General features: G+C 44.7%; 19 protein-coding genes, 4 tRNA genes and 1 other annotated feature. Of the genes, 8 read left to right on the top strand and 15 right to left on the bottom strand.

All coding sequences use genetic code 11. The features are described 5' to 3' along the window. Entirely contained in the window at positions 1-846 is an 846-nt protein-coding gene (locus tag AB4384_RS12810) for a DmsC/YnfH family molybdoenzyme membrane anchor subunit (protein ID WP_017060997.1), read from the top strand. Between the two features lie 174 nt (positions 847-1,020). Here AB4384_RS12810 and AB4384_RS12805 read toward each other — a convergent pair whose 3' ends face one another. Further along, entirely contained in the window at positions 1,021-2,259 is a 1,239-nt protein-coding gene (locus AB4384_RS12805; RefSeq protein WP_372129634.1) for a CinA family nicotinamide mononucleotide deamidase-related protein, read from the bottom strand. Between the two features lie 210 nt (positions 2,260-2,469). On the opposite strand from AB4384_RS12805, the gene AB4384_RS12800 reads away from it, so the two are divergent. Then, on the top strand, positions 2,470-3,378 hold the full coding sequence (locus AB4384_RS12800; protein ID WP_017069173.1) for a DUF3943 domain-containing protein: 909 nt from the start codon (positions 2,470-2,472) through the stop codon (positions 3,376-3,378). A 268-nt stretch (positions 3,379-3,646) separates the two neighbouring features. Then, entirely contained in the window at positions 3,647-4,159 is a 513-nt protein-coding gene (locus AB4384_RS12795) for a glycine cleavage system protein R (protein WP_017061000.1), read from the top strand. Positions 4,160-4,232: 73 nt separating this feature from the next. On the opposite strand, the gene nspC is transcribed toward AB4384_RS12795, so the two are convergent. The 10 genes from nspC to uvrY form a co-directional block, all read right to left on the bottom strand. After that, positions 4,233-5,372 carry a carboxynorspermidine decarboxylase gene (gene nspC / locus AB4384_RS12790; protein ID WP_372102925.1) on the bottom strand — a complete coding sequence of 380 codons (1,140 nt, stop codon included), beginning with the start codon at positions 5,370-5,372 and terminating at the stop codon, positions 4,233-4,235. Between the two features lie 199 nt (positions 5,373-5,571). Beyond that, a complete protein-coding gene (locus AB4384_RS12785) occupies positions 5,572-6,825 on the bottom strand; it encodes a carboxynorspermidine synthase (RefSeq protein WP_372129633.1) in 1,254 nt (417 codons plus the stop codon). 8 nt (positions 6,826-6,833) lie between these two features. Continuing rightward, complete coding sequence (locus AB4384_RS12780) at positions 6,834-9,773, bottom strand: pyridoxal phosphate-dependent class III aminotransferase (RefSeq protein ID WP_170962429.1); 2,940 nt, start codon at positions 9,771-9,773, stop codon at positions 6,834-6,836. A gap of 1,279 nt (positions 9,774-11,052) precedes the next feature. Then, positions 11,053-11,128, bottom strand: a tRNA-Gly gene (locus AB4384_RS12775). Positions 11,129-11,160: 32 nt separating this feature from the next. Further along, positions 11,161-11,247, bottom strand: a tRNA-Leu gene (locus tag AB4384_RS12770). Between the two features lie 80 nt (positions 11,248-11,327). Further along, positions 11,328-11,403 (bottom strand) — tRNA-Gly (locus tag AB4384_RS12765). 36 nt (positions 11,404-11,439) lie between these two features. Further along, positions 11,440-11,513 (bottom strand) — tRNA-Cys (locus tag AB4384_RS12760). Between the two features lie 266 nt (positions 11,514-11,779). Beyond that, positions 11,780-12,337 (bottom strand): CDP-diacylglycerol--glycerol-3-phosphate 3-phosphatidyltransferase, encoded by a 558-nt coding sequence (pgsA, locus tag AB4384_RS12755; protein WP_017061490.1) that lies wholly within the window; start codon positions 12,335-12,337, stop codon positions 11,780-11,782. Positions 12,338-12,383: 46 nt separating this feature from the next. After that, positions 12,384-14,216 (bottom strand): excinuclease ABC subunit UvrC, encoded by a 1,833-nt coding sequence (gene uvrC / locus AB4384_RS12750; RefSeq protein ID WP_029235144.1) that lies wholly within the window; start codon positions 14,214-14,216, stop codon positions 12,384-12,386. A 15-nt stretch (positions 14,217-14,231) separates the two neighbouring features. Then, complete coding sequence (uvrY, locus tag AB4384_RS12745; protein WP_004729778.1) at positions 14,232-14,876, bottom strand: UvrY/SirA/GacA family response regulator transcription factor; 645 nt, start codon at positions 14,874-14,876, stop codon at positions 14,232-14,234. A gap of 426 nt (positions 14,877-15,302) precedes the next feature. On the opposite strand from uvrY, the gene AB4384_RS12740 reads away from it, so the two are divergent. Then, positions 15,303-17,666, top strand: a complete 2,364-nt coding sequence (locus AB4384_RS12740) for a DNA polymerase II (protein ID WP_372129632.1) — start codon at positions 15,303-15,305, stop codon at positions 17,664-17,666. Between the two features lie 141 nt (positions 17,667-17,807). Here the strand turns inward: AB4384_RS12740 and AB4384_RS12735 are convergent, their stop codons facing one another. Further along, positions 17,808-18,575 (bottom strand): hypothetical protein, encoded by a 768-nt coding sequence (locus AB4384_RS12735; RefSeq protein WP_017061494.1) that lies wholly within the window; start codon positions 18,573-18,575, stop codon positions 17,808-17,810. A 137-nt stretch (positions 18,576-18,712) separates the two neighbouring features. On the opposite strand from AB4384_RS12735, the gene yeiP reads away from it, so the two are divergent. The 3 genes from yeiP (at position 18,713) to AB4384_RS12720 (ending at position 20,252) form a co-directional block, all read left to right on the top strand. Beyond that, positions 18,713-19,282: an elongation factor P-like protein YeiP gene (gene yeiP, locus AB4384_RS12730; protein ID WP_017055115.1), complete on the top strand. Its 570-nt coding sequence runs from the start codon at positions 18,713-18,715 to the stop codon at positions 19,280-19,282. Positions 19,283-19,292: 10 nt separating this feature from the next. Continuing rightward, complete coding sequence (locus tag AB4384_RS12725; RefSeq protein ID WP_004741258.1) at positions 19,293-19,622, top strand: HI1450 family dsDNA-mimic protein; 330 nt, start codon at positions 19,293-19,295, stop codon at positions 19,620-19,622. Between the two features lie 147 nt (positions 19,623-19,769). Beyond that, a complete protein-coding gene (locus tag AB4384_RS12720; RefSeq protein WP_017061495.1) occupies positions 19,770-20,252 on the top strand; it encodes an RNA methyltransferase in 483 nt (160 codons plus the stop codon). Between the two features lie 227 nt (positions 20,253-20,479). Here the strand turns inward: AB4384_RS12720 and rluB are convergent, their stop codons facing one another. From rluB to rnm, 3 genes are all read right to left on the bottom strand, one after another. Then, on the bottom strand, positions 20,480-21,514 hold the full coding sequence (rluB, locus tag AB4384_RS12715; protein WP_017055112.1) for a 23S rRNA pseudouridine(2605) synthase RluB: 1,035 nt from the start codon (positions 21,512-21,514) through the stop codon (positions 20,480-20,482). A 159-nt stretch (positions 21,515-21,673) separates the two neighbouring features. Then, positions 21,674-22,294 (bottom strand): L-threonylcarbamoyladenylate synthase, encoded by a 621-nt coding sequence (locus tag AB4384_RS12710; RefSeq protein WP_009848751.1) that lies wholly within the window; start codon positions 22,292-22,294, stop codon positions 21,674-21,676. Positions 22,295-22,356: 62 nt separating this feature from the next. Beyond that, positions 22,357-23,211, bottom strand: coding sequence for an RNase RNM (gene rnm, locus AB4384_RS12705; protein WP_017061496.1), 855 nt, complete (start codon positions 23,209-23,211; stop codon positions 22,357-22,359). A gap of 120 nt (positions 23,212-23,331) precedes the next feature. On the opposite strand from rnm, the gene AB4384_RS12700 reads away from it, so the two are divergent. After that, positions 23,332-23,457, top strand: coding sequence for a trp operon leader peptide (locus tag AB4384_RS12700; RefSeq protein WP_009848753.1), 126 nt, complete (start codon positions 23,332-23,334; stop codon positions 23,455-23,457). Then, positions 23,404-23,518, top strand: a sequence feature (Trp leader region). Its footprint overlaps the gene before it by 54 nt. The last annotated feature ends 20 nt before the right edge of the window (positions 23,519-23,538 follow it).

Genomic DNA, 23,538 nt, shown 5'->3' with positions numbered 1-23,538 from the left:
ATGATTTTTCATGAGTGGTCTTTAATCTTCTTTACGGTGCTGGCGCAAACTGCGGTTGGTGGTTACTTACTGATTGGCGCACGTGCACTGGTACTTGGTCATGACGAAGAGAAGCTGAACAGCTACAAGGTTCCAATGTTTATCCTATGGGTACTGATGGGTCTTGGCTTCATGTTCTCGACAACGCACCTTGGCTCTCCACTGCGCGCGTTTAACGCTTTTAATCAGCTAGGTTCGGCTTGGTTGTCTAACGAAGTGTTCTTCGGTGCGGCATTCTTCGCTGTCGGTGGCCTGCAATGGTTACTGTCGGTAGTCAAGAAAGGTGGCGTTGCTATCCAGAAAGCACTGATGGTTGGCGCGATGGTACTGGGTGTTATCTTCATGTACGCGATGATCAACGTATACATGATCAACACAGTACCGACGTGGGACAACATCTACACACCACTGAGCTTCATCATGACGATGGTTGTGGGTGGCTTGCTGTTATCTCAGTTCGTGATTGTATTCGCAAACGACAGCCGCTTTACGGTTGACCGTAACATCACCATGTTGGCTGTTATCGCTGTTGCTATCAGCTTGCTTGTGACAGTAGGAAAACTGAACCTAATCGGAGACATCCAAACTTCAGCGGCAAAAGCGTCTGAGTTAGTCGATGGTTTAGGTAGCTATGTGATTCTTCAAGTGGCACTGCTAATGGCAAGCTTGTTGATTTGGATTCTACCTATGCTGAACAAAGCAAAAGTGAACCCAGTTAACCTTGGCTTAGCACTAGTATTGTTCTTGGCTTCAGAGTTAATCGGCCGTGGTTTGTTCTACAGCCTACATATGACAAGCGGTTTGTAATCGAGTTCTTACAGACATGAGTTGCGTGTAAACATCGCTGCTTGTTTGGTTATCTAGAAGGCTAGATAAACAAAAGGCCCAACACCTATTTAGATGTTGGGCCTTTTTATTTCGTTTTTTCTAGCGTTTTTAATACAGACTTAGCGAGTTCGCTTACATCGTTAGCTTACATAGCTACTTAATGATAGCCGCTGGAATAAACATGTCTTTTAATCGCTTAACCGAAGAATAAATACCAAACATCGGTTTGTTATCTAAATGCCTTCTCAGCATATCGGCGGCAACGGTCTTAATCACGTTGCGTTGGTCTTCACGCGAGTACTGACGATAAAACTCAAGTACCTGCCCCCACTCGCCTGCTTCAGTCGACAATGCAACGCTGAATGTGTTGCCTTCCAGCTTACCAGTCACCAAAGCCAATTCAGTTCCGCACTTATCTCTTGTTGCTCCAGCCAGCGCAAAGGTCGCGGCTAATGGATCGCTCTTTTCAAGTTCGCTCTCTTTTGGCTCAGCCATCACCCATGAGTGTCCGAAGCAATCTTCTATCTGCTCATTCAATTGCAGCCACGCTGACAGTGAACCTTTGGTCGACACTTCAGACACAGATAACGTCTTCTTTTTTTCCGCCATGATGTGTCCAATATGGTCAATCATCGGCTCATCAACACTAACGACATTACTCTCTAGCAGCTTGTAAACCATCTGCAGAAGCTTAACGCGAGTTTCTAAGTCTGCCTTAGGACCAAACAGTTTGACCTCAATGAACGGCAGATAAGAGCGATAACCAAGTTCATAACCTTCTGGCAGCTTTAGTTGATCCAAAACATCAGAGATACCGGACTCAGACAAACCAAACGTAAACAGTCGACTGCATTCAGAGGCAACCACTTGAGGGTAGGTACACGACAAGTCAGGAAGAATCTCAAACGTCACCATGCGCTTGAATTCACTTGGTACACCCGGCGTGAAATAGAAAGTCGCATCGTTAATTTTCAGTTTGAAGCCACAAGCCGTCCCCACAGGGTTATCGACAATCTCTGAACTCGCAGGTAACAAAGCTTGTTTAAGGTTGCTGTCTGGCATTGGCATGCCACGTCCAGAGAACATCTCTTCCATACGAGCAAGCCATTCAGGGAACATGACGAGTTTCTGCTCGGAAGCAGCTGCAGCGGCAGCAGCACTCATATCATCGGTTGTCGGGCCTAAACCACCATTAACGATAACCACATCATAGTTAAAGCTCAGCATCAGCAATTCTTCAACAAGAGCATTCATTTGATCACCCACAGTTGAGCGCTTAGCAAGCGCAAAACCATGCTGATAAAACTCAGCAGACATCCAAGCTGCGTTTGTATCTACAATGTCTCCATGAAGAACTTCTTCACCTGTGCTTAACATTGCGATTTTCGTCATATTTCTATCCCTTGTTGTCATAAAAAGACACTGCATTATTTACAAACTGGTCTATGGTTGAATTTGGAGCAATTCGCCTTTTCACTAATATTAATAATGTTAAACCTAAGGTTTTCTTAGGAAAAGCTATAAATTATTAGTTCCCTAAATCAGGCATTTAATAGATAATTGTGATCCTGATCAATTCCAAACTTTCTCATGGAGACCCTTGTGGCCAAATCACCGTTACTAGCAAAGGTTACTGCCGCATTTTCAATGCTAATGTCAGTTAACTCGGTTGCAAGCCAATACGACTTCGACCAGCCAATCAACCTTTCTTACTCGGATGAATGTGCTCAAGATTACTGTTTTAATGACAACTTGTACACCTACAAGCCTAGTACCAATTACGCACTGAGCGAATCGAGTGATGAGTACGACTTCTCAATCCAACAACCAAAACACATGTTGGTGAGTCAGGAGAAAGATTGGGATTACCTAATGGGTCAAACCTACACCATTCTTGGCTTGAGTGTCGCGACAGTGGGTCTAATGACTCTGCTCCCTGAAAGTATTACTAAGTGGGATGATGACCAACGTGATATCAGCTCATTAGGTAAAAAGTGGAAAGATAACGTTTCTGCTGGTCCAACATGGGACCGTGACGAACACTTCCTAAACTACGTAATGCACCCATATTTCGGTGGTGTTTACTACACCGCAGCTCGACACGCAGGTTACGACGAGTTTGAGTCATTCTTATACTCTTGGACTATGTCGACGTTCTTCTGGGAATACGGCGTAGAAGCGTTTGCAGAAGTACCTTCATGGCAAGATCTCTTCATCACACCTTTCTTCGGTGCGGTTGTCGGTGAAATGATGCTAGAAGCAGAGCAGGATATCATTGCTTCAGGTGGCGAAGTGATGGGCTCTCAAACCATGGGTGATGTGTCGCTATTTTTCCTTAACCCTGTTGGACACATTCACTACTGGGTAAGTGACGCATGGGGCGGTGATGCAGAAGTTAACCTGAATACTAACCCTTGGTGGGATAACCAAGACGCTGCACGTTTTGCTTACGATGCTGGCGCACCATACGACTCTCAGTTTGTTGGTATGAACTTCAAAGTAACGTTCTAATTCGTCTCTAGTACTACTCAATATAAGTTATTGAATATAAGTTGCTGAATCATCAATCACAGTGACAACTCTTCTAAAAAGCGGCTCTCTAGCCGCTTTTTTTGTGCCCTACTCTTCATTCTCTTTTTTTTGCATCGAAGCTTAGTTTCAAAAATTGACCTAGGTCAAACATTGTTCGATGTAACCTTCTACACTGAAATTAAAGAACTTTATCGCGTGATATCAAACATTTAATTAGCAAAGAATAATTGAAACCTTGGGGGCTGATATGAACAGTACATTTATCGTAAACTTTATCGGAAAAGCATCACCAGCAACAATCAAACAGCTTGCTGCGGTTACTCACGAAAACGACGGCAAATGGCTCATCAGTAAAGTGAACTTTATTGAAGACCAAGTCGCAGGCGTACTAAAGGTTCAACTTCCAGCCATCAACGAATCGATTGTAAAAGAAGCGTTCAGCGCCAATCCAGATCTCATCGTGCAGTTTGTCGATTCCGATCATACACACAATGTTCAAGACACGGTCCATCACTTGAGACTCGACTCTAACGACCGAGCAGGTATCGTCAACGAAGTGACTCATGTATTGGATAGACAAGGAATCAGTATTCTCGATATGGATTGTCACCGCGTCTTTATCGCTGGTGGCGGCGGTGTTAGCTCAAGTCTATTCACATCAAAAATCGCCGTTAAGCTGCCAATCGAAGTACAGATCGACGACGTAGTTAATGAACTCGAAACGCTCAGTGAAGATACTCGTGTGATGATTGAAAGCTAAATAAACAAAATTAAAGAACAAAAAAGAGCAGCTCATTAGCTGCTCTTTGTATTGCTCTGAACTTGTGATTCAGTTACTTAACTGACCATTGTGATAATGAGCGTTTGAAGTCTTCATAGCCGAATTCATTTAGCTTCTGAACTTCACCACTGCTACGTTCACAGTAGATTGAAGGCATTTTAAGGCCATTGAACCAGTTCAATTTCACCATTGTGTAACCCGCGCTGTCTAACAGATGCAGCTTTTGACCAATCTTAAGTGGCTCATCAAAGCTCGCTTCGCAGAACTGATCGCCCGCAAGACATGAACACGAACCAATCACGTAGTCATGGCTGCCTGTTTCTGATGCTTCCAATACTGATGCGGGCTCATTGTAGATAAGCGTGTCAAGGCGGTGCGCCTCAGTCGCTGAATCCACAATCGCTGTTTTCTTCACGTTCTCAACAATATCGACCACTGTCACAACTAGGTCGGTTGTTTTAGTGATGATCGCTTCACCCGGCTCAAGATACATCTGCACACCGTGCTTTTCAGAGAAGGCTTTCAGCGCAAGACCGAGTTTTTCGATGTCATAGCCAGGCCATGTGAAGAACACACCTCCGCCCATGCTCACCCAGTCCAACTTATCTAAGTGCTCACCAAACTGTTCTGAGATTGAATCAAGCAGGCCGATAAACGCATCGACGTCTTTGTTCTCACAGTTCATGTGGAACATCACACCATTAATCTCATCGAAAATTTCTGGTTTGATGTGGTCAGCTTGCACGCCCAAACGCGAGAATTGACGTGCTGGATTCGCCAAGTCTTGCCCTGCGTAGCTCACGCCCGGATTTAAACGTAAACCCAGTGAAGCTTTACCTTCAACAATATGACGGTAAGCAACAAGTTGGCTTTGAGAGTTGAAGATCATCTTGTCGCAGATGTCAGCAACCTCTCTCACGTCATCTTCACTGTAGCCCACACTGTAAGCATGAGTTTCACCGCCAAAAGTTTCGTGACCTAATTTCACTTCATAAGGGCCAGAACTAGTAGTACCGTCTAGGTACGGTTTGATGATGTCAAACACGCCCCAAGTCGAGAAGCACTTAAGCGCAAGTACCAATTTCACACCTGAAATCTCTTTCAGTTGCTTGGCTTTTTCTAAGTTCGCAATCAACTTGTCTTCGTTGATCATGAAATATGGGGTTTTTAGTTCTTCTTTCTTAAACGTCATTTTTGTAAACACTCAAGCAGCATCTATAGATGGAAAGGTAAATTAACAATTTTGGTGTGATTTATTTTAATTTTGTCCTGTCCGAGCGCAGTGAGTTACAAAATCAAAATAAATGATACCAAAGCTTCAAGGCTATCATCATCGAAAAGGGAACAATCCATGTCCCCTTTAATTAGCAATCAAAACAAGAAATCAGTTCTTATTTTTTCAGCTCATGAATCACTGGAAGACCTTGGCCTGCTTCAAGCTCTTGAACATGCCAATCTAGACCAATTTCCGGCATAGTTGCTAGGAACGGATCTGGATTTAACTGTTCCATGTTGAACACGCCTTTATCAGCCCATTCGCCACGGAAGAACTGAAGTGCAGCGGTAATCGCTGGAACACCAGTTGTGTAAGAGATCGCTTGGTGCTCTACGTCTTCGTAAGCCACTTCGTGGTCTGCGTTATTGTAGATGAATACGCTACGCTCTTTACCATCTTTCTTACCTTGAACCCAAGTACCGATACACGTTAAACCAGTGTAACCCGGAGCTAGAGATGTTGGATCCGGTAGTAGTGCTTTAAGAACATGCAGAGGCTGAACCACAGTACCATCGTGCAGTGTTAGCGGATCTGGGCTAAGAAGACCGATATCACGCATGCAGTTGAAGTAGTTCAAGTATGCATCACCAAAGCCCATCCAAAATTCGATACGCTTAGCTGGGATGAACTCTTTCATTGAACGAACTTCATCGTGCGCCATTGAGTAAACTTTGTGAGAACCACAGTTCGGGAATTCAAACTCAAGCATACGAGAGTGACAAGGTACTTGTTTCCACTCTTCATTTTCCCAGTAGAAAGAATCGCCTTGGATCTCAAGCATGTTGGTTTCTGGGTCAAAGTTTGTCGCAAACTTCTTGCCGTGGTCACCAGCATTCACATCCATTACATCAATTGAGTCAATCTCATCGAACAAGTGCTTAACCGCGTATGCAGCAAAGATTGATACCACACCTGGATCGAAACCAGCACCAAGAATACCTGTGATGCCTGCTTCAGCGAACTTCTCACGGTAGCCCCACTGCCAATCGTAAGCTTGTGGTACTTGTTGGCCTTCAGAACATAGGTCAACCGCTACCGATGTATCTAAATAAGAAACTTTAGATTGGTAACATGCTTCCATGATTGCCATGTTTACCCAAGGAGGACCAGCGTTGATCACTAGATCCGGCTGAACTTCTTTAATCAAAGCAACAAGCGCATCAACATCATCAGCGTCTACTGAACGTGCTTCTAGTTTCTTAGTTGAATCTTTAAGGTTGTTTTTGCCCTTGATAGATTCGATGATTTTTTCACACTTCGCGATTGTGCGAGAAGCGATTGTGATATCACCCAGTACTTCGTTATTTTGTGCTGCTTTGTGTGCAATAACCCAACCAACGCCGCCTGCACCAATTTGTAGAATAGCCATAGTATTAATTACCCTTGTTGTTCTGCTAGCTCAGTGGCTAGAGTTTGAATTTTGTTAATTAGAGATTTGAAATCTGATGTCTTTAGGCACGGATTCAAGATAGTGAATTTAAGCGCACTCTTACCATCCACGACCGTTTCACCGAGTACTGCAACACCACGAGTCAGCGCTTCCAGTCTTAGCGTTTGATTCAATTTGTCTAAATCTAGCTCGCCGTTTGCTGACGGCTTAGATCGGAACAGCACTGTTGATAGTGACGGCTCTGCGAGTAGCTCTAAGTCAGCTTGGTTTTGAATCAGGTCTGCCACTTCTAGCGTTTGCTCAAGAAGATGGTCGTACATATCACCCAACTGCTTTGGTCCAACGCTTTGCATCGTCATGAAGACTTTCAATGCATCGAAACGCTTGGTGGTCGCAATAGACTTATCGACTAGATTTGGCAGTTCATCGTGTTCGCGGTTTAGGTAATCTGCGTGATGTAGAAGGTACTTAAAGTTCGCTTTGTCTTTCAACAATACCGCGCCGCAGCTGATTGTTTGATAGAACAATTTGTGGAAATCGACACTCACAGAGTCCGCTTTTTCGATGCCTTGTAAGCGAGCCTTGTGGCTACTCAAGATAAGCGCGCCACCGTATGCACTGTCGACATGGAACCAAAGGCCTTGCTGACTTGCGATTTCTGCAATCGCATCAAGGTCATCGATAGCACCATGATCGGTTGTGCCCGCAGTACCAATCACAGCAAAAGGAATCAGACCTTGTGCTTTCAGTGCTTTCACTTCTGCGTCTAGCAAGTCAGGCTTGATAGTGCCGTTTGCATTGGTATCAACACAGCACACTGCCGCTTCGCCTAGCCCTAGTAGAGAGGCTGACTTTTGAACCGTGAAGTGAGATTTCTTTGAACATAAGATACGCAGCTTGCTCGCGTATTCTGGTAAGCCAAGCTTTTGGATAGAATGACCATTGTGCTTATCCGCAACCCAGTCTCTCGCAAGCAATAAACCCATTAGGTTACTTTGCGTGCCTCCGCTAGTGAAAACACCGTCAGCTTGTGCGCCAAGTTGGTATTTGTCACACATCCAATCCACAACGCGCTGCTCAACATAAGTCGCAGCCGATGCTTGGTCCCATGAATCCATTGATTGATTCAACGCCGCGATAATCGATTCCGCTGCTACCGAAGCCATAAGAGGAGGAGTGTGAAGGTGTGCAATGCAATCTGGGTGTTGCACGAAGATGGAGTTTGCAGCGACAAGGTCTGCAGTACTATCTACAACATCAACCAAAGCGTGTTGATTGTTATCAAGGTCGACAGCATTGATAGCTGCTTCTAGCACTTTTGGATCTAAACCCGAATAAGGGGTTTCAACCTGTTCAAAAACCGCTTTCATCGCTTGAGTGGTTTGGTTCATCACGTTAGCAAATTCGTCGCTACCGCCTAAACCTGTATGGATGAAATGCTTGTTCCATTCTTGGTTTGCTTGTTCGCTTGAAGCTGGGTCTTGTTGTAAGCCACCACCAGCTGCGATGATCGCTTCTTCCATTACGCGGAGTGCAAAGTCAATCTGCTCAAAAGAGATAATCATTGGCGGAAGGAAACGAATTACCGAGCCATCACGACCACCCTTTTCAACCATCAAGCCACGCTCTAACGCTGCTCGTTGAATCGCTAGGGTTAGTTCGCCGTCTGATTGTGGTTCGCCAAACTTGTTAAGCTCACCATTTGGTTGTTTGATCTCAGCACCGAGCATCAGGCCTTTACCACGAACTTCAGCAATACAGCTAACGCGTGATTGAATCTTCTCAAGCCCGTGACGTAAATATTGGCCTGCGATGTTCGCGTGCTCAACTAAGCCATCTCGTTCGATGATCTCCAACGCCTTAGCGCCAGAGACCATTGCTAATTGGTTACCACGGAATGTACCGGTGTGCTCACCCGCTTTCCATGTATCAATGCTCTTATCGAACACAAGCAGCGACATAGGCAGTCCGCCACCAATCGCTTTAGATAAACATAAGATATCTGGATTAACACCAGACTCTTCAAACGCAAATCGATGGCCAGTTTTGCCCACACCACACTGAATCTCATCAAAAATCAGTAGGATGCCGTGCTCATCACAGATGCGACGTAGGCCTTGTAACCAAGATGCTGGAGCAGGAATCACACCGCCCTCACCTTGCACAGGCTCAACGATCATCGCCGCCGGTTTCATTATGCCAGACTCGTCATCATTCAACATACGTTCGATGTAACGAATGCTCGCGTTAGCACCCGCTTCACCACCAATACCAAACGGGCAGCGTAGGTTGTATGGGAAAGGCATGAAGTGCACATCAGACATCAAGCCGCTACGACGCTCTTTAGTGCCGAGGTTACCCATCATACCCATGGTGCCGTTCGTCATACCATGGTAAGCACCACGGAAAGCAAACATGGTGTTGCGACCTGTGGTTTGCTTGGCGAGCTTGATCGCCGCTTCCACAGCGTCAGCGCCAGATGGGCCACAGAATTGAAGAACCGAGTTATTTGAAAAGTCTTGAGGAAGAAAAGCTTTAACTCGCTTGATAAACGTCTCTTTTGCTTGAGTCGTGATATCAAGTGTTTGGTATGGCAAACCAGAATCGAGTTGGTCTTTAAGTGCTTGGTTAATCTCAGGGTGGTTGTAACCCAGAGAAAGTGTACCTGCACCGGCTAAGCAATCGAGAAAGAGTTGGCCACGAGTATCTTCAACTAAAGCGCCACATGCTCGTTTAATAGCAATAGGCAGGCGTCTTGGGTAAGAGCGAACATCCGACTCATGCTGTTCTTGCTCTAGCAAAATAGCGTCAGGTGTTAGGTCGTACGTTCCCTCTAAGATAGGAACCATAGTTGAAAATGAATTTGCGATAGTATTGATATCGACTTCAAAGGCGGTAGTCATAAAAGTCCCCTTGAATGTGTTCATACTCACCTCCATCAGACGCAATTACCCACCAACTCTCGTTAAATTTGGAGAGAGTTCATAGTGAAGTACACGTATTGTCTAGAAATGAGATATAGCTGTACGCTCGCATAAGTCAAATGACGAATACGAAATTAAGCCGTCTTAAGACAGCGATAAATTGTTAGCGTGAGCTCAAGGTTCAGTAATGCTACTGTTTTGAAGAATTGGACATTTTTGCAGGATCGGGCAGCTATGAGGAGCTGGTCCCTTTGGAAATGCAGAGCTGATTAGCAATGTTGTAATTAGTGTGTTCAATGTTGGGTTTCCCATTAACATGACGAACTGCGCCATAAGTATCCCGTCTATCAGCTAAAGGACTAGCCAATACCTACCCTACGTAATGTCCCAATCAGCAAGAATGGTCACTACGCGTATCCCCCAGAAGCAATCGTTGCTCTTCTTGAACATTTTCATTCCGAGATTGCGCGGGAAAGTAACATAAAGTGAAATGAACGATCAATAGTTTTTAGTAATAGCTTGATAAATAGCAGCGGTGGCTAAGCAATTGCTGTAAATATCGTCACACTATCGTTTGGAAAAGAGATCCCCGGTTCATTCGTTCCTCATACCCGAGGATGACGACGTGGGGTTATAAACGTTGCTAGAGAAGCTTTTAGGTCATGGCGTCACTCCCTAGAGCGAGGTATGAATTCATAGAGAACCCCTTACAACATGTCATTGTATTGCTTTATTCAAGAAACTATCTGATGCAATAGATTAAACTGAAGTTAATCAGCAAGCGGCAAGAGATCCCCGGTTCATTCGTTCCTCACAACCGAGGATGACGACGTGGGTGTACAGGCGGTGTTAGTGATGGCTTTGAGGCTGTGGCGCCTTTCCGTCATTCCTTAGCCTGAAGAATGAGTTCATTGGGAGTCCCTTACAACATGTCGATGTATTGTTTTATTCAGAAACTATCTGATGCAATAGATTAAACTGAAGTTAATCAGCAAGCGGCAAGAGCTCCCCGGTTCGCTCGTTCCTCACGCCCGAGGATGACGACGTGGATTTATAAACGTTACTAGAGAGACTTTGAGGTCATACCGTCTTTCCGTTATTCCCTAGCACGAGGAACGAGTTCATAGGGAATCTCGCTTTTAAAAACTAACTTGATTGCAAAATTTGAAACAGAGATAGAAATGAATGTTGAGTGCGGATTCGAACAAGAAGAGTTCTTAAACGTAAAAGCTAAACGTCAGAAACCAAAAAGCCCGAACATTTCTGTTCGGGCTTCTTAATTTGGAGCGATACATCGGGTTCGAACCGATGACCTCAACCTTGGCAAGGTTGCGCTCTACCAACTGAGCTAGTATCGCATTTGCTTTATCGAGATAAAGACTTTAATAGATGGTGCCCCGGGCCGGACTTGAACCGGCACAGCGCGAACGCCGAGGGATTTTAAATCCCTTGTGTCTACCAATTCCACCACCAGGGCACGCAATTCTTTATTGCGATGCCGATTACTGAAAAGTAAAACACCATCTTAATGCTGACGCCAGTCAACATTACAAAATTTGGAGCGATACATCGGGTTCGAACCGATGACCTCAACCTTGGCAAGGTTGCGCTCTACCAACTGAGCTAGTATCGCATTTTCATTCAAATTCTTTCTAGAAGAAAGAGAGAATGGAGGCGCCTCCCGGAGTCGAACCGAGGTCCACGGATTTGCAATCCGCTGCATAGCCACTCTGCCAAGGCGCCTTAGTAACTCCAATCGAATCGCTCATTGCCATCCTCTTGGGTACGGGATGCATTCTACGGATTCAGACGATTGAGTCAATATTATTTTTGTATTTTTAATTCGTTTGAATAGATTTCATACGAAACAGGCCAAATAGCTGACTTTATGTTCAAAACACACTGTGAGCGGGTTATTCAAAGGAGATCTATATCACATTAGATATCCACTATTGATAACTTAACCTTAGGTTAAAGATCAAAAAAGCGAGCCTCAGCTCGCTTCTTCATCAATGATGTTTTTCGTCTAACAAATCGTCTTTGGCAGCCATCAAGTATTGTGCCATTGACCAATAAGTAAGAACGGTGGCGACATACAGTGCAATGTAACCTACCCACACCATCCAGTCGTCGTATCTCCAGATAAGTACCCAAAGAGCGAACATCTGAGAAACCGTTTTGACTTTACCAACCCAAGATACCGCAACACTTGCGCGTTTACCGATTTCAGCCATCCATTCACGAAGCGCTGAAATGATGATCTCACGAGCAATCATGGTCACGGCTGGAATAGTTATCCAAATAGAGTGGTAATGCTCTGTAATCAGGATAAGAGCCGTAGCGACCAACACTTTGTCAGCCACAGGGTCAATGAAGGCACCGAAGCGAGACGTTTGCCCTAACTTACGAGCTAGCATGCCATCTAGCCAATCAGTGAAACCGGCTACCCAAAACACCATCGCAGCAGCGAAAGGAGCCCATTGATAAGGTAGATAGAAAACGACAACGAATACTGGGATCAAAAATAGTCTCAGTAAGGACAAAATGTTAGGTATATTCAAACGCATATTATTGGGCTCTTATTAATTGCGCTTTAATGGTGCGGGATTTTTACTATTGTTTCAATGCTTGATAAATGTTTTCTGCCAAAGAATGACTAATGCCCGGCACTTTGGCTATTTCTTCGACAGTTGCACGCTTAAGTTCTTGTAAGCCACCCATATATTTCAGCAAAGCTTGACGACGTTTAGCTCCTACCCCTTCAATTCCTTCCAAAGCACTGGTTCTGCGCGTTTTACCACGTTTCGCCCTGTGCCCTGCAATCGCATGATTATGGCTCTCATCACGAATGTGCTGGATAAGATGCAGCGCTGGTGCATCGCTAGGTAAATTAAACTCTTCACCTTCAAGGGTTACCAAAGTTTCTAAACCCGGTTTACGCGTCACGCCTTTCGCAATACCCATCATTCTTGGTCTAAACGGCCAATCACCCCAATATTGAGAAATGATCTCATGAGCGCGGTTTAGCTGACCTTTACCACCATCGATAAAGATGATGTCTGGGATCTTGTCGATATCGAGTTGCTTCGAATAACGTCTCTCAAGCGCCTGAGCCATCGCTGCGTAATCATCGCCACCTGTAATGCCGGTGATGTTGTAACGACGGTACTCTGGTTTAACCGGGCCTTCTTGATTGAACACCACACACGACGCAATCGTGCTTTCACCCATGGTATGACTGATATCAAAACATTCCATGCGCTTGATAGCATCCATCGACAGCACTTCTTGGAGCTCTTTGAAGCGCTGATTAATCGTCATCTTGTGATTAATCTTGGTGGTAATAGCCGTCAATGCATTGGTATTAGACAATTTAAGGTAACGACCTCGAGTACCTGAAGGGTTGGTATTGAAGTGAATCTTACGACCCGCTACTTCACACAAGGCTTCTTGAATCGGTGTGACATCTTCCATCAAATCGGCATTGAGAATCAAACGGGTTGGGATGGTTCTCGCTTCACTATGCGCAAGATAGTATTGGCTTAAAAAGCTCGAAAAGACCTCTTCTCGCACCGTATTGTTGGGAATTTTAGGGAAATGGCTTCTACTGCCTAAAACCTTGCCTTGGCGAATCATCAAGATATGAATACACGCTACGCCATTCTCTTGAGCAAATCCCAACACGTCCATATCTTCCATTGAATCGTCAGATACGTATTGTTGTTCTTGCACACGTCGAATCGCTTGGATTTGATCACGGAAAGCGGCAGCTTGTTCAAAACGAAGCTCACGGCTTGCCTTGTCCATTTTGTCGATGAGCGTCTCAAGGACTAATTTGTCTTTCCCTTGCAGGAACAGACGAACGTAGTCGATAAGTTCACTGTACTCTTCATCAGAGATGATTGAGCTAACACATGGCGCAGCACAACGACCAATCTGATACATCAAACACGGGCGCGTTCTATTGGCATAAACCGTATCTTCACACTGGCGGGCAGGGAAAATCTTTTGGATTAGGTGTAGCGTCTCACGCACAGCGCCGGAATCAGGGTAAGGACCAAAGTATTCGCCCTTTTTCTTCTTAGCACCACGGTGCATCGACAAACGAGGATGCTTGTGACCGCTAATAAAAATATAAGGGTACGACTTATCATCACGCAAAAGTACGTTGTATTTAGGCAAGTACTGCTTGATGTAGTTGTGCTCAAGAATGAGCGCTTCTGTTTCCGTGTGCGTTACAGTGACATCGATCTTGTCAATATTACTAACTAGAGCGCGTGTTTTTTCACTGTCGACTTTTTTACGGAAATAACTGGAAAGGCGTTTTTTGAGGTTCTTAGCTTTACCGACGTAAATAACGGCAGCCTCGGCGTTATACATTCGATAAACGCCGGGCTGCTCTGTTACTGTCTTGAGGAATGAGACTGAGTCAAACAAGTTGGTCACTATACGATCTCAGTGTTAAAGGGTCTCAGTGTCTAACATTCCATGTCTAATCGCTAAATGCGTCAGCTCTACATCGCCACTGATATCCAGCTTACTGAACAAGCGGTAGCGGTAACTGTTGACTGTTTTAGGACTTAGATTGAGTTGTTCTGAAATATCCGTCACTTTCTGACCTTTGGTAATCATCATCATGATTTGAAGTTCACGTTCAGATAAGTCTGCGAATGGATTTTCAGACGCAGGCGAGAATTGGCTCAAAGCCATCTGCTGCGCAATTTCTGGTGAAATGTATCGTTGGCCACTATTAACCACTCGAATTGCATTTACCATTTCATCCGGACCTGCCCCTTTAGTAAGGTAACCAGCAGCTCCAGCTTGCATCACTTTAGTTGGAAACGGATTTTCCGTATGAACAGTTAAAACGATGATTTTAACATCAGGGTTGAAACGCAAGATCTTCTTGGTTGCTTCTAAGCCACCAATACCAGGCATATTCATATCCATCAAAATAACGTCAGTATTGTTAGTACGACACCATTTTGCAGCATCTTCACCGCTTTCAGCTTCCCCTGCTACGTTCATTCCACGGACGTCTTCAATAATACGTCGTATCCCTGTGCGAACCAGCTCGTGATCATCTACAAGGAAAACATTTATCAAACTTGTATCTCCACACTATTAATTGGCTCTGCAACCACTGTGTCATTTCATCTGTTTGAAACAATTGAACAAAGGAACAGTGGATCGCAGCATTGAGTACATCTTAACTTAATTACTAAAAAAAAGCTCTGTTGAATATGTGCTGAAACACGAACTTTAGCAAGTACTTATTAACAAATAAGCTAACTAAAACAACAAGCTTTTTCTAAAAATCAACCAGTTAAAACAACACCCAATAAAATTACATAAGATAAAGATATTTTCAATACCATTGAATAACCATTCGCGACAATTTCACTTATTTGCTTATAGAGTCCCGTTATTTGCCTCTACTAACTAGAATTTAGTTAGTATTTTTACTGCCTTTTGTGCGCAGAAGGTCGCTAGATGGTAGTATTCGATTCCCCATTTCAATAGGTTACTACATTGGATATTCAGCAAGGCTTTGTACTCACAAGACAAGCAAGAGATTTTTCAGGGCGCACACAAATCGACTTGTGGTTAAGCACCCCTCAAGGCCCTACTCTGCTGACGATTCAAAATGAAAAACCGGTATTTTTTGTCGCTCAATCTGACGTTGAGGCATGTCAGGCAATCGCAGCGAAAGAGTCGATCGATTGCCAATTTAAGCCTCTAGAATTAGCCACATTCGAGCAAACACCTCTCGCCGCGTGTTACACCTCACTGTCGAGAAGCAGCTTTGGTTTAGCGCAAGCCTTTCACAACGAAGAAATCCAAACCTTTGAAAGCGATATTCGACTCGCCGATCGATTCTTGATGGAACGTTTTATCAAGGGAAGTATTGAGTTCACCGGATCTGCTGTGCAAAAAAATCAGCATCGTCGAGTCTCAAACGCAAAATGCCGAGCAGGTGATTACTTACCCAGTCTATCTGTGGTCTCGCTTGATATTGAGTGTTCGGAAAAAGGCGTGCTTTATTCAATTGGCCTAGACAGCCCGATGGACAGCCGAGTAATCATGGTCGGCGAAGCACAACAAGCTGAAACCAATATCCAATGGGTTGCCAACGAGAAAGCGCTACTTGAAGCCATGATAGCTTGGTTCTCTGAATTTGATCCTGACATCATCATTGGCTGGAATGTTATCGACTTCGATTTTAGGCTGCTGCACAAACGTTCAGAATGGAACGAAGTGAAGCTCAACATCGGCAGAGACAACCAACCGAGCTTTTTCCGCAGTTCTGCTCAAAATCAGCAAGGTTTTATCACGATTCCGGGGCGCGTTGTCTTGGATGGTATTGATATGCTCAAGACAGCGACCTACCACTTCCGTTCTTGGTCTCTTGAGTCGGTATCGCAAGAGCTGCTTGGGGAAGGCAAAGACATCCATAACGTTCATGACCGTATGGATGAGATAAACCGAATGTTTAAGTTCGATAAACCCTCACTCGCTAAGTACAACCTTCAAGACTGCGTACTGGTAAACAGCATCTTCGAGCACACTCACCTACTCGACTTCGCGATTGAGCGCTCTCGATTAACCGGTGTTGAGCTGGATCGCGTTGGTGGCTCTGTTGCGGCCTTTACTAACTTATATCTGCCTCAAATCCACAGAGCGGGTTATGTCGCACCGAACTTAGAGCCAGAGAATTGGATTGCGAGCCCCGGCGGTTATGTGATGGATTCAATTCCCAATCTGTACGACTCGGTTTTGGTACTCGATTTTAAGAGCCTGTATCCATCGATCATTCGCTCGTTTCTGATTGACCCTATGGGACTAATTGAAGGGTTGAAGCTTGAACTAGGCCCAGCAGAAAACCAAGCCGTTGATGGCTTTCGAGGTGGGCAATTCCACCGCTCTAAACACTTCTTGCCCGAGATGATCGAAAACCTTTGGGCTGCACGTGATGTGGCGAAGAAGAACAACGAGAAAGCGTTCTCTCAGGCGATTAAGATCATCATGAACTCATTCTATGGTGTGTTAGGTTCGTCTGGTTGTCGTTTCTTCGATACCCGGTTAGCGTCTTCAATTACCATGCGTGGACATGAGATCATGAAGCAAACCAAGGTTCTGATCGAAGACAAAGGCTATCAAGTGATTTACGGCGATACCGATTCAACCTTCGTGTCTCTGAACGGCAGTTATGATCAGCAAAAAGCAGACGAGATCGGGAACACACTGGTCGCTTACATCAACGATTGGTGGACGAATCACTTAAAAGAGACCCACAACCTAACCTCAATACTCGAATTGGAATACGAGACTCACTATCGCAAGTTTCTAATGCCGACCATTAGAGGTTCAGAAACCGGCTCGAAGAAACGTTATGCCGGATTAATCACTCAAGGCGATAAAGAAAAGATCATATTTAAAGGGCTTGAGAGTGCTCGCACCGATTGGACACCTCTCGCACAGCAATTCCAACAAACCTTGTATGAGATGGTGTTTCACAATCAAGATCCAACCGACTACGTCAGACAGTTTGTTGATGAAACCTCTGCTGGCAAACATGATGATTTATTGGTGTATCAAAAGCGCTTACGCCGCAAATTACATGAATACCAAAAGAACATTCCGCCGCAGGTTCGCGCAGCTCGTATGGCCGATGAGATCAATGCTCAGTTAGGGCGCCCTCTTCAATACCAAAATAAAGGACGCATTGAGTATTTGATTACTCTGAGTGGCCCTGAGCCAAAGGAGTACTTGAAAAATGGTATCGATTATCAGCATTACATCGACAAGCAGATTAAACCGGTCGCAGAGGCTATCTTACCCTTCATCGGTTTAGATTTTGAACGAGTCAGCGGGCAGCAGCTAGGTCTGTTCTAGATTGAGCCCTCTTTTCGAGGCGACATTAGACTCGAGATATCTATTAAAACTCGAGCCAAACATCAAAAAGAAAAAAGCAGAGAAGTGCTGTGTTACTCAGCCCGCTCTGCTTTTTAGTATTCATTGGGAGGTTACGAATCTCTATCCGATTCTGAACTCGGTTTTCTGATACTGCTTAATCAACCACTCACCAAAGCCATCAAGAATACCGATCACCGAACGTTTAGGGATTGGTCGACCAGAAAGTAAAATGCCCAACCTTTGGATTTCGACTTCTCGATCTGGGTGATACTTCAAGAACTGTTGGCCACATTCAACAGGATCATCGTACCAATATTTATCGCGGTACATCACCAGTGAGTAACTCGCCCGTAGAAGCTTCTTGGCAATAATCACCTGCGCAGCGACTTGTTGTTCTGGCGTTGTCGCTCGTGCGATCTTGTTGCGATACACCGCCAACCAGTTTTCCGCATCCATATTCCAGTGCTTAGCGATTTCCCAACTTGTTTCAAAATCACCATAGCAGTCTGATAAGTCTTCACCATGCACACACACGGCTAAATGCTTGAGCATAAAACCCCAAGTGAAGATATTGTCGAAATCGACTATCTCACTCACTAAGGTAGTTTTTATCGCCACTTGAGTTACCTGCGGGAAGCTCTTTTGGAAACGCCATTTGATGGTGTTCAACAAAGTGGTTCGTTGGTCAGGAAACGGTCGATGGGTCACCACAACCACATCTAGATTGGAGCGACCGAAGACGGCTTGCTTACGAGCCACACTGCCATAAATATAAATACTGTGCAGATTAGATCCTAACCCACCTTTTAGAAAGGTAATCAGATCGTTAACCACAGGTTGAAATTCAGGTTGAAAAGGCTGTGTTGGGTCAATAACGGGTAGCTGCATAGGTCGTTTCGGTAAATAAAATAATGATTTAACTATAACTCTATGATCGCCTAGGTGACTTTATGATTCAAGCTATTCCTATTTATAGCATCTCCGAGATATAATCAGCGGATAGACCCACTAAGGACAAACACAAAATGCCTAGAGCAAGTGAAATTAAAAAAGGTTTTGCTATCACAGTAGAAAGCAAAACAGTGATCGTTAAAGATATCGAAGTAACAACACCAGGCGGCCGTGGCGGCCAAAAGATTTACCGCTTCCGTGGTAACGATGTAGCAACTGGCGTTAAAACTGAAGTTCGCCACAAGGCTGACGAAATTGTTGAAACTATTGACGTAACTAAGCGTGCAGTAATGTTCTCTTACGTTGATGGCAACGAGTACATCTTCATGGACAACGAAGATTACACACAATTCATCTTCAACGGTGAGACTATCGAAGACGAACTACTGTTCATCAACGAAGAAACTCAAGGCATGTACGCGATCCTTATCGACGGCAACGCTGCAACGCTTGAGCTACCAACATCTGTTGAACTAGTTATCGAAGAGACTGATCCTTCAATCAAAGGTGCATCAGCGTCTGCTCGTACTAAGCCTGCTCGTCTTTCTACAGGTCTTACTATTCAAGTACCTGAATACATCGCGACTGGCGACAAAGTAGTAGTAAACACTGCTGAACGTAAATACATGAACCGCGCAAGCTAAGATACTTATTATGACCGAAGCTAACGACCTAATGTCTTATGACGACGCAATTGACACTGCATACGACATCTTCCTAGAGATGGCACCTGACAACCTAGAGCCTGCAGACGTGATTCTTTTCACTGCTCAGTTTGAAGATCGTGGCGCAGCAGAGCTTGTTGAAACTGGCGATGATTGGGTTGAACATGTTGGCTTTGAAGTCGACAAAGAGATCTACGCTGAAGTGCGCATTGGTCTTGTGAATGAAGCTGATGACGTTCTAGACGACGTATTTGCTCGCATGTTAATCAGCCGTGATCCAGAACATAAGTTCTGTCACATGCTGTGGAAACGTGACTAATACCGCTGTTGACGCTCATCAGCATGAGTAAACAAGTATTCATGTAAGCGAGTTAAAAGTTAGCCGAGCCGATTGCTCGGCTATTTTTATCACGCCATTTCTCATCATGATTACTCACTTTCATCATCAACGTTAGATTCACTGATTATGACCAAAGCAAAAACAGACACACAATCAAAAGGCTATGCCTGCATTGGCCTAGTTAACCCAAAGACGCCTGAAAACGTAGGCTCTGTAATGCGAGCTGCTGGCTGCTACGGCGCCAACTCTGTGTTTTACACTGGCACACGCTACGACCATGCGCGAAAATTCCATACCGACACCAAAGAAAAGCACTTAGCCCTGCCTTTGATTGGTGTTGAAGAGCTGAAAGATATTATTCCAGTAGGCTGCGTGCCGGTTGCTGTTGATCTGATTGAAGGTGCTAAGCCTCTACCTGATTACAAGCACCCACCACGCGCGTTTTACATTTTTGGCCCAGAAGATGGCACGCTAAAGAAAGAGATCACAGATTTCTGTCGTGAGACGATTTACGTTCCGACCAACGGCTGCATGAACCTAGCAGCATCAGTGAATGTAGTGCTTTACGACCGATTAGCGAAAGGCGATAACTTCTCGAATCATAAGTAAATAGAACGAGATACGAGATGCGAAAAGATTTATAGATACGTGTAAACGAGATAAGAGATGCGAAGAGCATGCTTACTGCCGATTATGGCAGTATGTTTTCGATACTCGATTACTCGCATCCCGAATCTTTTATTTCTTCTAGACGTAAAAAAACCTGCTCAATGAGCAGGTTTTTTAGTATTCAGTGCTTTTAGCTAATGAAGCTTTACGCGCAATAAATTACGTAATTACTGACGTGTTCTTGGCTTAGCTGGTTTAGCCGGACGACCGTTGTTCAGTTTAGGCTTACTTTTGTTAGCCTGAGGTTTGCCTTTGTTTGCAGCTGGAGCGCTACGACCTGAATCAGGTGTTGTAGTACCGCGAGTTGCAGGCTTCTTACGCTTAGTTTGGTTGCTACGGCCTTTTGGTGCGTTTGCACGCTCTTCATGACGTTTAACAGCACGACGAATTTTTTGGCTACGAGAACGCTCACGCTTACGAGAAGTGTTTGAAGGATCAAGATCCAACAGTGTCTCTTTCTCAGGCTTAAGCTCAACAAGCTCACGCAGGTAGTTAACTTCTTGAAGATCTAGCTCTTTCCAACCGCCACGAGGCAGTTTCTTATCAAGGTAGATATCACCGTAACGTACACGTTTCAGGCGGCTTACTGTCGTTTCTTGAGATTCCCAAAGACGACGAACTTCACGGTTACGACCTTCGTTAATCGCTACGTAGAAAGTATGGTTCATACCTTCACCACCAGCGTAAACCACATCTTCAAAACGAGCCATGCCGTCTTCTAGTTGTACGCCACGAGTAACGTTTTTAACTTTCTGCTCAGTCACTTCACCGAATACACGTACTAGGTACTCACGTTCAACCTGACGGCTTGGGTGCATTAGACGGTTTGCAAGCTCACCATCAGTAGTGAAAAGCAAAAGGCCTGATGTGTTTGCATCAAGACGACCAACTGAAATCCAACGAGAACCACGGATCTTAGGTAGACGATCGAAAACAGTACGGCGGCCTTCAGGATCGTGACGAGTACAAAGCTCACCTTCAGGTTTGTAGTAAGCAAGTACACGACAAACCACTTCTTCAGAAGCCTTGCCTGAAACAGTATGGCCATCGATACGGATCACTGAGTTCTCGTCTTCAAGACGCTCGCCCAGTTTCGCAACTTGACCGTTAACACTTACACGACCAGATTTGATTAAACCTTCTAGTTCACGACGAGAACCGTGACCAGCTCGCGCTAAAACCTTCTGTAATTTTTCGCTCATTTACTCTTTTCTACCTAATTGTCGTCTTCACAGACGTCGAATGAATTTTTCGCGACCAAATCGCGGTCGCGTATTATCGCAAATAACCTGCCAAAAAGCACTTGTTATTTACTGTGGCAGGTTTGCTGTATCGTTACAGACTGTTAATCAGTAAAGCGATTATTCAAACGGCGCAGGATCGCCAGCACCACGACGTAGAACCACGGCATCATCGTCACTGAAGTCAATAACCGTCGTCGGTTGCTCACCTAAGTAACCGCCATTCAAAATGACATCAACCGCATGTTCTAGGCTGTCACGAATTTCTTCTGGATCCGACTCCGTAGTCTCGTTACCCGGCAGAATCAGAGACGTCGACATCAGTGGTTCGCCCATCGCTTCCAACAGGTCGAGTGCAATCTTGTTGTCTGGGACACGAATACCAATCGTTTTACGCTTGGCGTTCATCAAACGCTTTGGCACTTCTTTAGTTGCTTTAAAGATAAACGTGTAAGCACCTGGCGTGTGTGCTTTCAGCAGACGGAAAGCCACGTTATCAACGCGTGCATACAGTGATAACTCAGAAAGATCACGGCATAACAAGGTGAAATTGTGCTTGTCATCGATGCGACGAATTTTACAGATACGTTCAAGTGCTTGTTTGTTTTCAAGCTGACAGCCCAGCGCATAACCGGAATCTGTTGGATAAACCACAACGCCGCCATTGCGAATAATCGCAACCGCTTGAGTAATTAAGCGTGCTTGTGGGTTATCTGGGTGTACATAAAAAAACTGGCTCATTGTTGATCCTCGTTATCGAATCTCTCGACTCTATCATCAGAAGGAGCTGGCTCACCTAAAGACTATTCAGATGGTGAAACCGTTTGAAACTCCCAATCTTTCCATACTTCTTCGACCCCAGAAGGTAGCCAGAGATTGCGTCCAAGTTCCATCCACGGAGATGGGTAATGGAAATCACTGCCTTGGGAGGCTAATAGTTTGTATTGTATAGCATAATCCGCGAGTGTGCGTCTTTCTTGTTGCGCTTGCTGAGGTTGAGCTACTTCCATCGCATCCCCTTTCGCTTCAACAAATGCCGCTAGCAGGCGCTTAACCCACTTGGCTGTAAGTCCATATCGCCCAGGGTGAGCGAGTACGGCTTGTCCACCAGCAGCATGAATAGCCGTGACAGCATCACTCATTGAACACCAAGTTGGCGGCACATAACCTGGGTTATTACGAGTAAGAAACTTTTTAAACACCTGCTGCATAGTTTTCGCATAGCCATTGTCGACTAGCCACTTAGCAAAGTGAGCGCGAGTGATTGGTGCATCACCCGCAATCAATTTAACTTCTTCTAACACCCCTTCACGAGTCGCTTTCTCAAGACGGTGAGCAATCATCTCTGCACGTCCAATACGGTGTTGCTTCTGTTGTTCAATGAGCGCTTTGAGTTCTGGTGACTCAGGATCAACGTTTAACCCAACAATATGGATATCTTTGTTTTGCCAAACAGTCGAAATCTCAATGCCGTTGATCAACTGAATAGGAAGGTTGTTATCCGCAATGTAGCTGCGTGCTTCAGCAAGCCCATCAGTCGTGTCATGATCTGTAATCGCTAGCGCTTCGATGTTAAAGCCAAGCGCTCGGTCAATTAGCTCAGGTGGAGTAAGTCGGCCATCTGAGGCTGTTGTATGACTATGTAGATCAATTCTCATATATTCTTTTTCATTGTTTTCAATTTTTATCGTTATATTTGTGTCAACACACTTGACCCGCAAGCAGAAAACTAGTTAACTAGTACACAAATACGAAGTATCACATTTGATAGGTTCACCATGTTACAAGAATTTAACCAAAACCATAAAGATAAAGTTTTAGAACTTTCTTCAGTAGAAGCAAGTTCAGAGCTTAATTGGTGGCGCACTTGGACAAGTTCTTGGTGGGCTAACGTGTACTTCTAGTTAAACAGTTTGTTTATAAAAAAGTTATCACTAAGCCCGCTTTAATAGCGGGCTTTTTAATTTGTCGAACATCTCACATTC

Origin of the sequence: Vibrio sp. 10N.261.51.A4 (assembly GCF_041471945.1) — a bacterium.
GTDB classification, from domain to species: domain Bacteria; phylum Pseudomonadota; class Gammaproteobacteria; order Enterobacterales; family Vibrionaceae; genus Vibrio; species Vibrio crassostreae_C.
Note: the sequence above shows the minus strand (reverse complement) of the source record. Positions and strands in the feature narration are given on the sequence as shown.

Excerpts from the sequence above, each read along its gene's own strand:
- AB4384_RS12785 (WP_372129633.1), bottom strand. The coding sequence starts at position 6,825 with ATGGCTATTCTACAAATTGGTGCAGGCGGCGTTGGTTGGGTTATTGCA.
- yeiP (WP_017055115.1), top strand. The coding sequence starts at position 18,713 with ATGCCTAGAGCAAGTGAAATTAAAAAAGGTTTTGCTATCACAGTAGAA.
- AB4384_RS12805 (WP_372129634.1), bottom strand. The coding sequence starts at position 2,259 with ATGACGAAAATCGCAATGTTAAGCACAGGTGAAGAAGTTCTTCATGGA.
- AB4384_RS12725 (WP_004741258.1), top strand. The coding sequence starts at position 19,293 with ATGACCGAAGCTAACGACCTAATGTCTTATGACGACGCAATTGACACT.
- AB4384_RS12795 (WP_017061000.1), top strand. The coding sequence starts at position 3,647 with ATGAACAGTACATTTATCGTAAACTTTATCGGAAAAGCATCACCAGCA.
- AB4384_RS12810 (WP_017060997.1), top strand. The coding sequence starts at position 1 with ATGATTTTTCATGAGTGGTCTTTAATCTTCTTTACGGTGCTGGCGCAA.
- AB4384_RS12720 (WP_017061495.1), top strand. The coding sequence starts at position 19,770 with ATGACCAAAGCAAAAACAGACACACAATCAAAAGGCTATGCCTGCATT.
- nspC (WP_372102925.1), bottom strand. The coding sequence starts at position 5,372 with ATGACGTTTAAGAAAGAAGAACTAAAAACCCCATATTTCATGATCAAC.
- AB4384_RS12710 (WP_009848751.1), bottom strand. The coding sequence starts at position 22,294 with ATGAGCCAGTTTTTTTATGTACACCCAGATAACCCACAAGCACGCTTA.
- AB4384_RS12700 (WP_009848753.1), top strand. The coding sequence starts at position 23,332 with ATGTTACAAGAATTTAACCAAAACCATAAAGATAAAGTTTTAGAACTT.
- rluB (WP_017055112.1), bottom strand. The coding sequence starts at position 21,514 with ATGAGCGAAAAATTACAGAAGGTTTTAGCGCGAGCTGGTCACGGTTCT.
- rnm (WP_017061496.1), bottom strand. The coding sequence starts at position 23,211 with ATGAGAATTGATCTACATAGTCATACAACAGCCTCAGATGGCCGACTT.
- AB4384_RS12780 (WP_170962429.1), bottom strand. The coding sequence starts at position 9,773 with ATGAACACATTCAAGGGGACTTTTATGACTACCGCCTTTGAAGTCGAT.
- pgsA (WP_017061490.1), bottom strand. The coding sequence starts at position 12,337 with ATGCGTTTGAATATACCTAACATTTTGTCCTTACTGAGACTATTTTTG.
- AB4384_RS12735 (WP_017061494.1), bottom strand. The coding sequence starts at position 18,575 with ATGCAGCTACCCGTTATTGACCCAACACAGCCTTTTCAACCTGAATTT.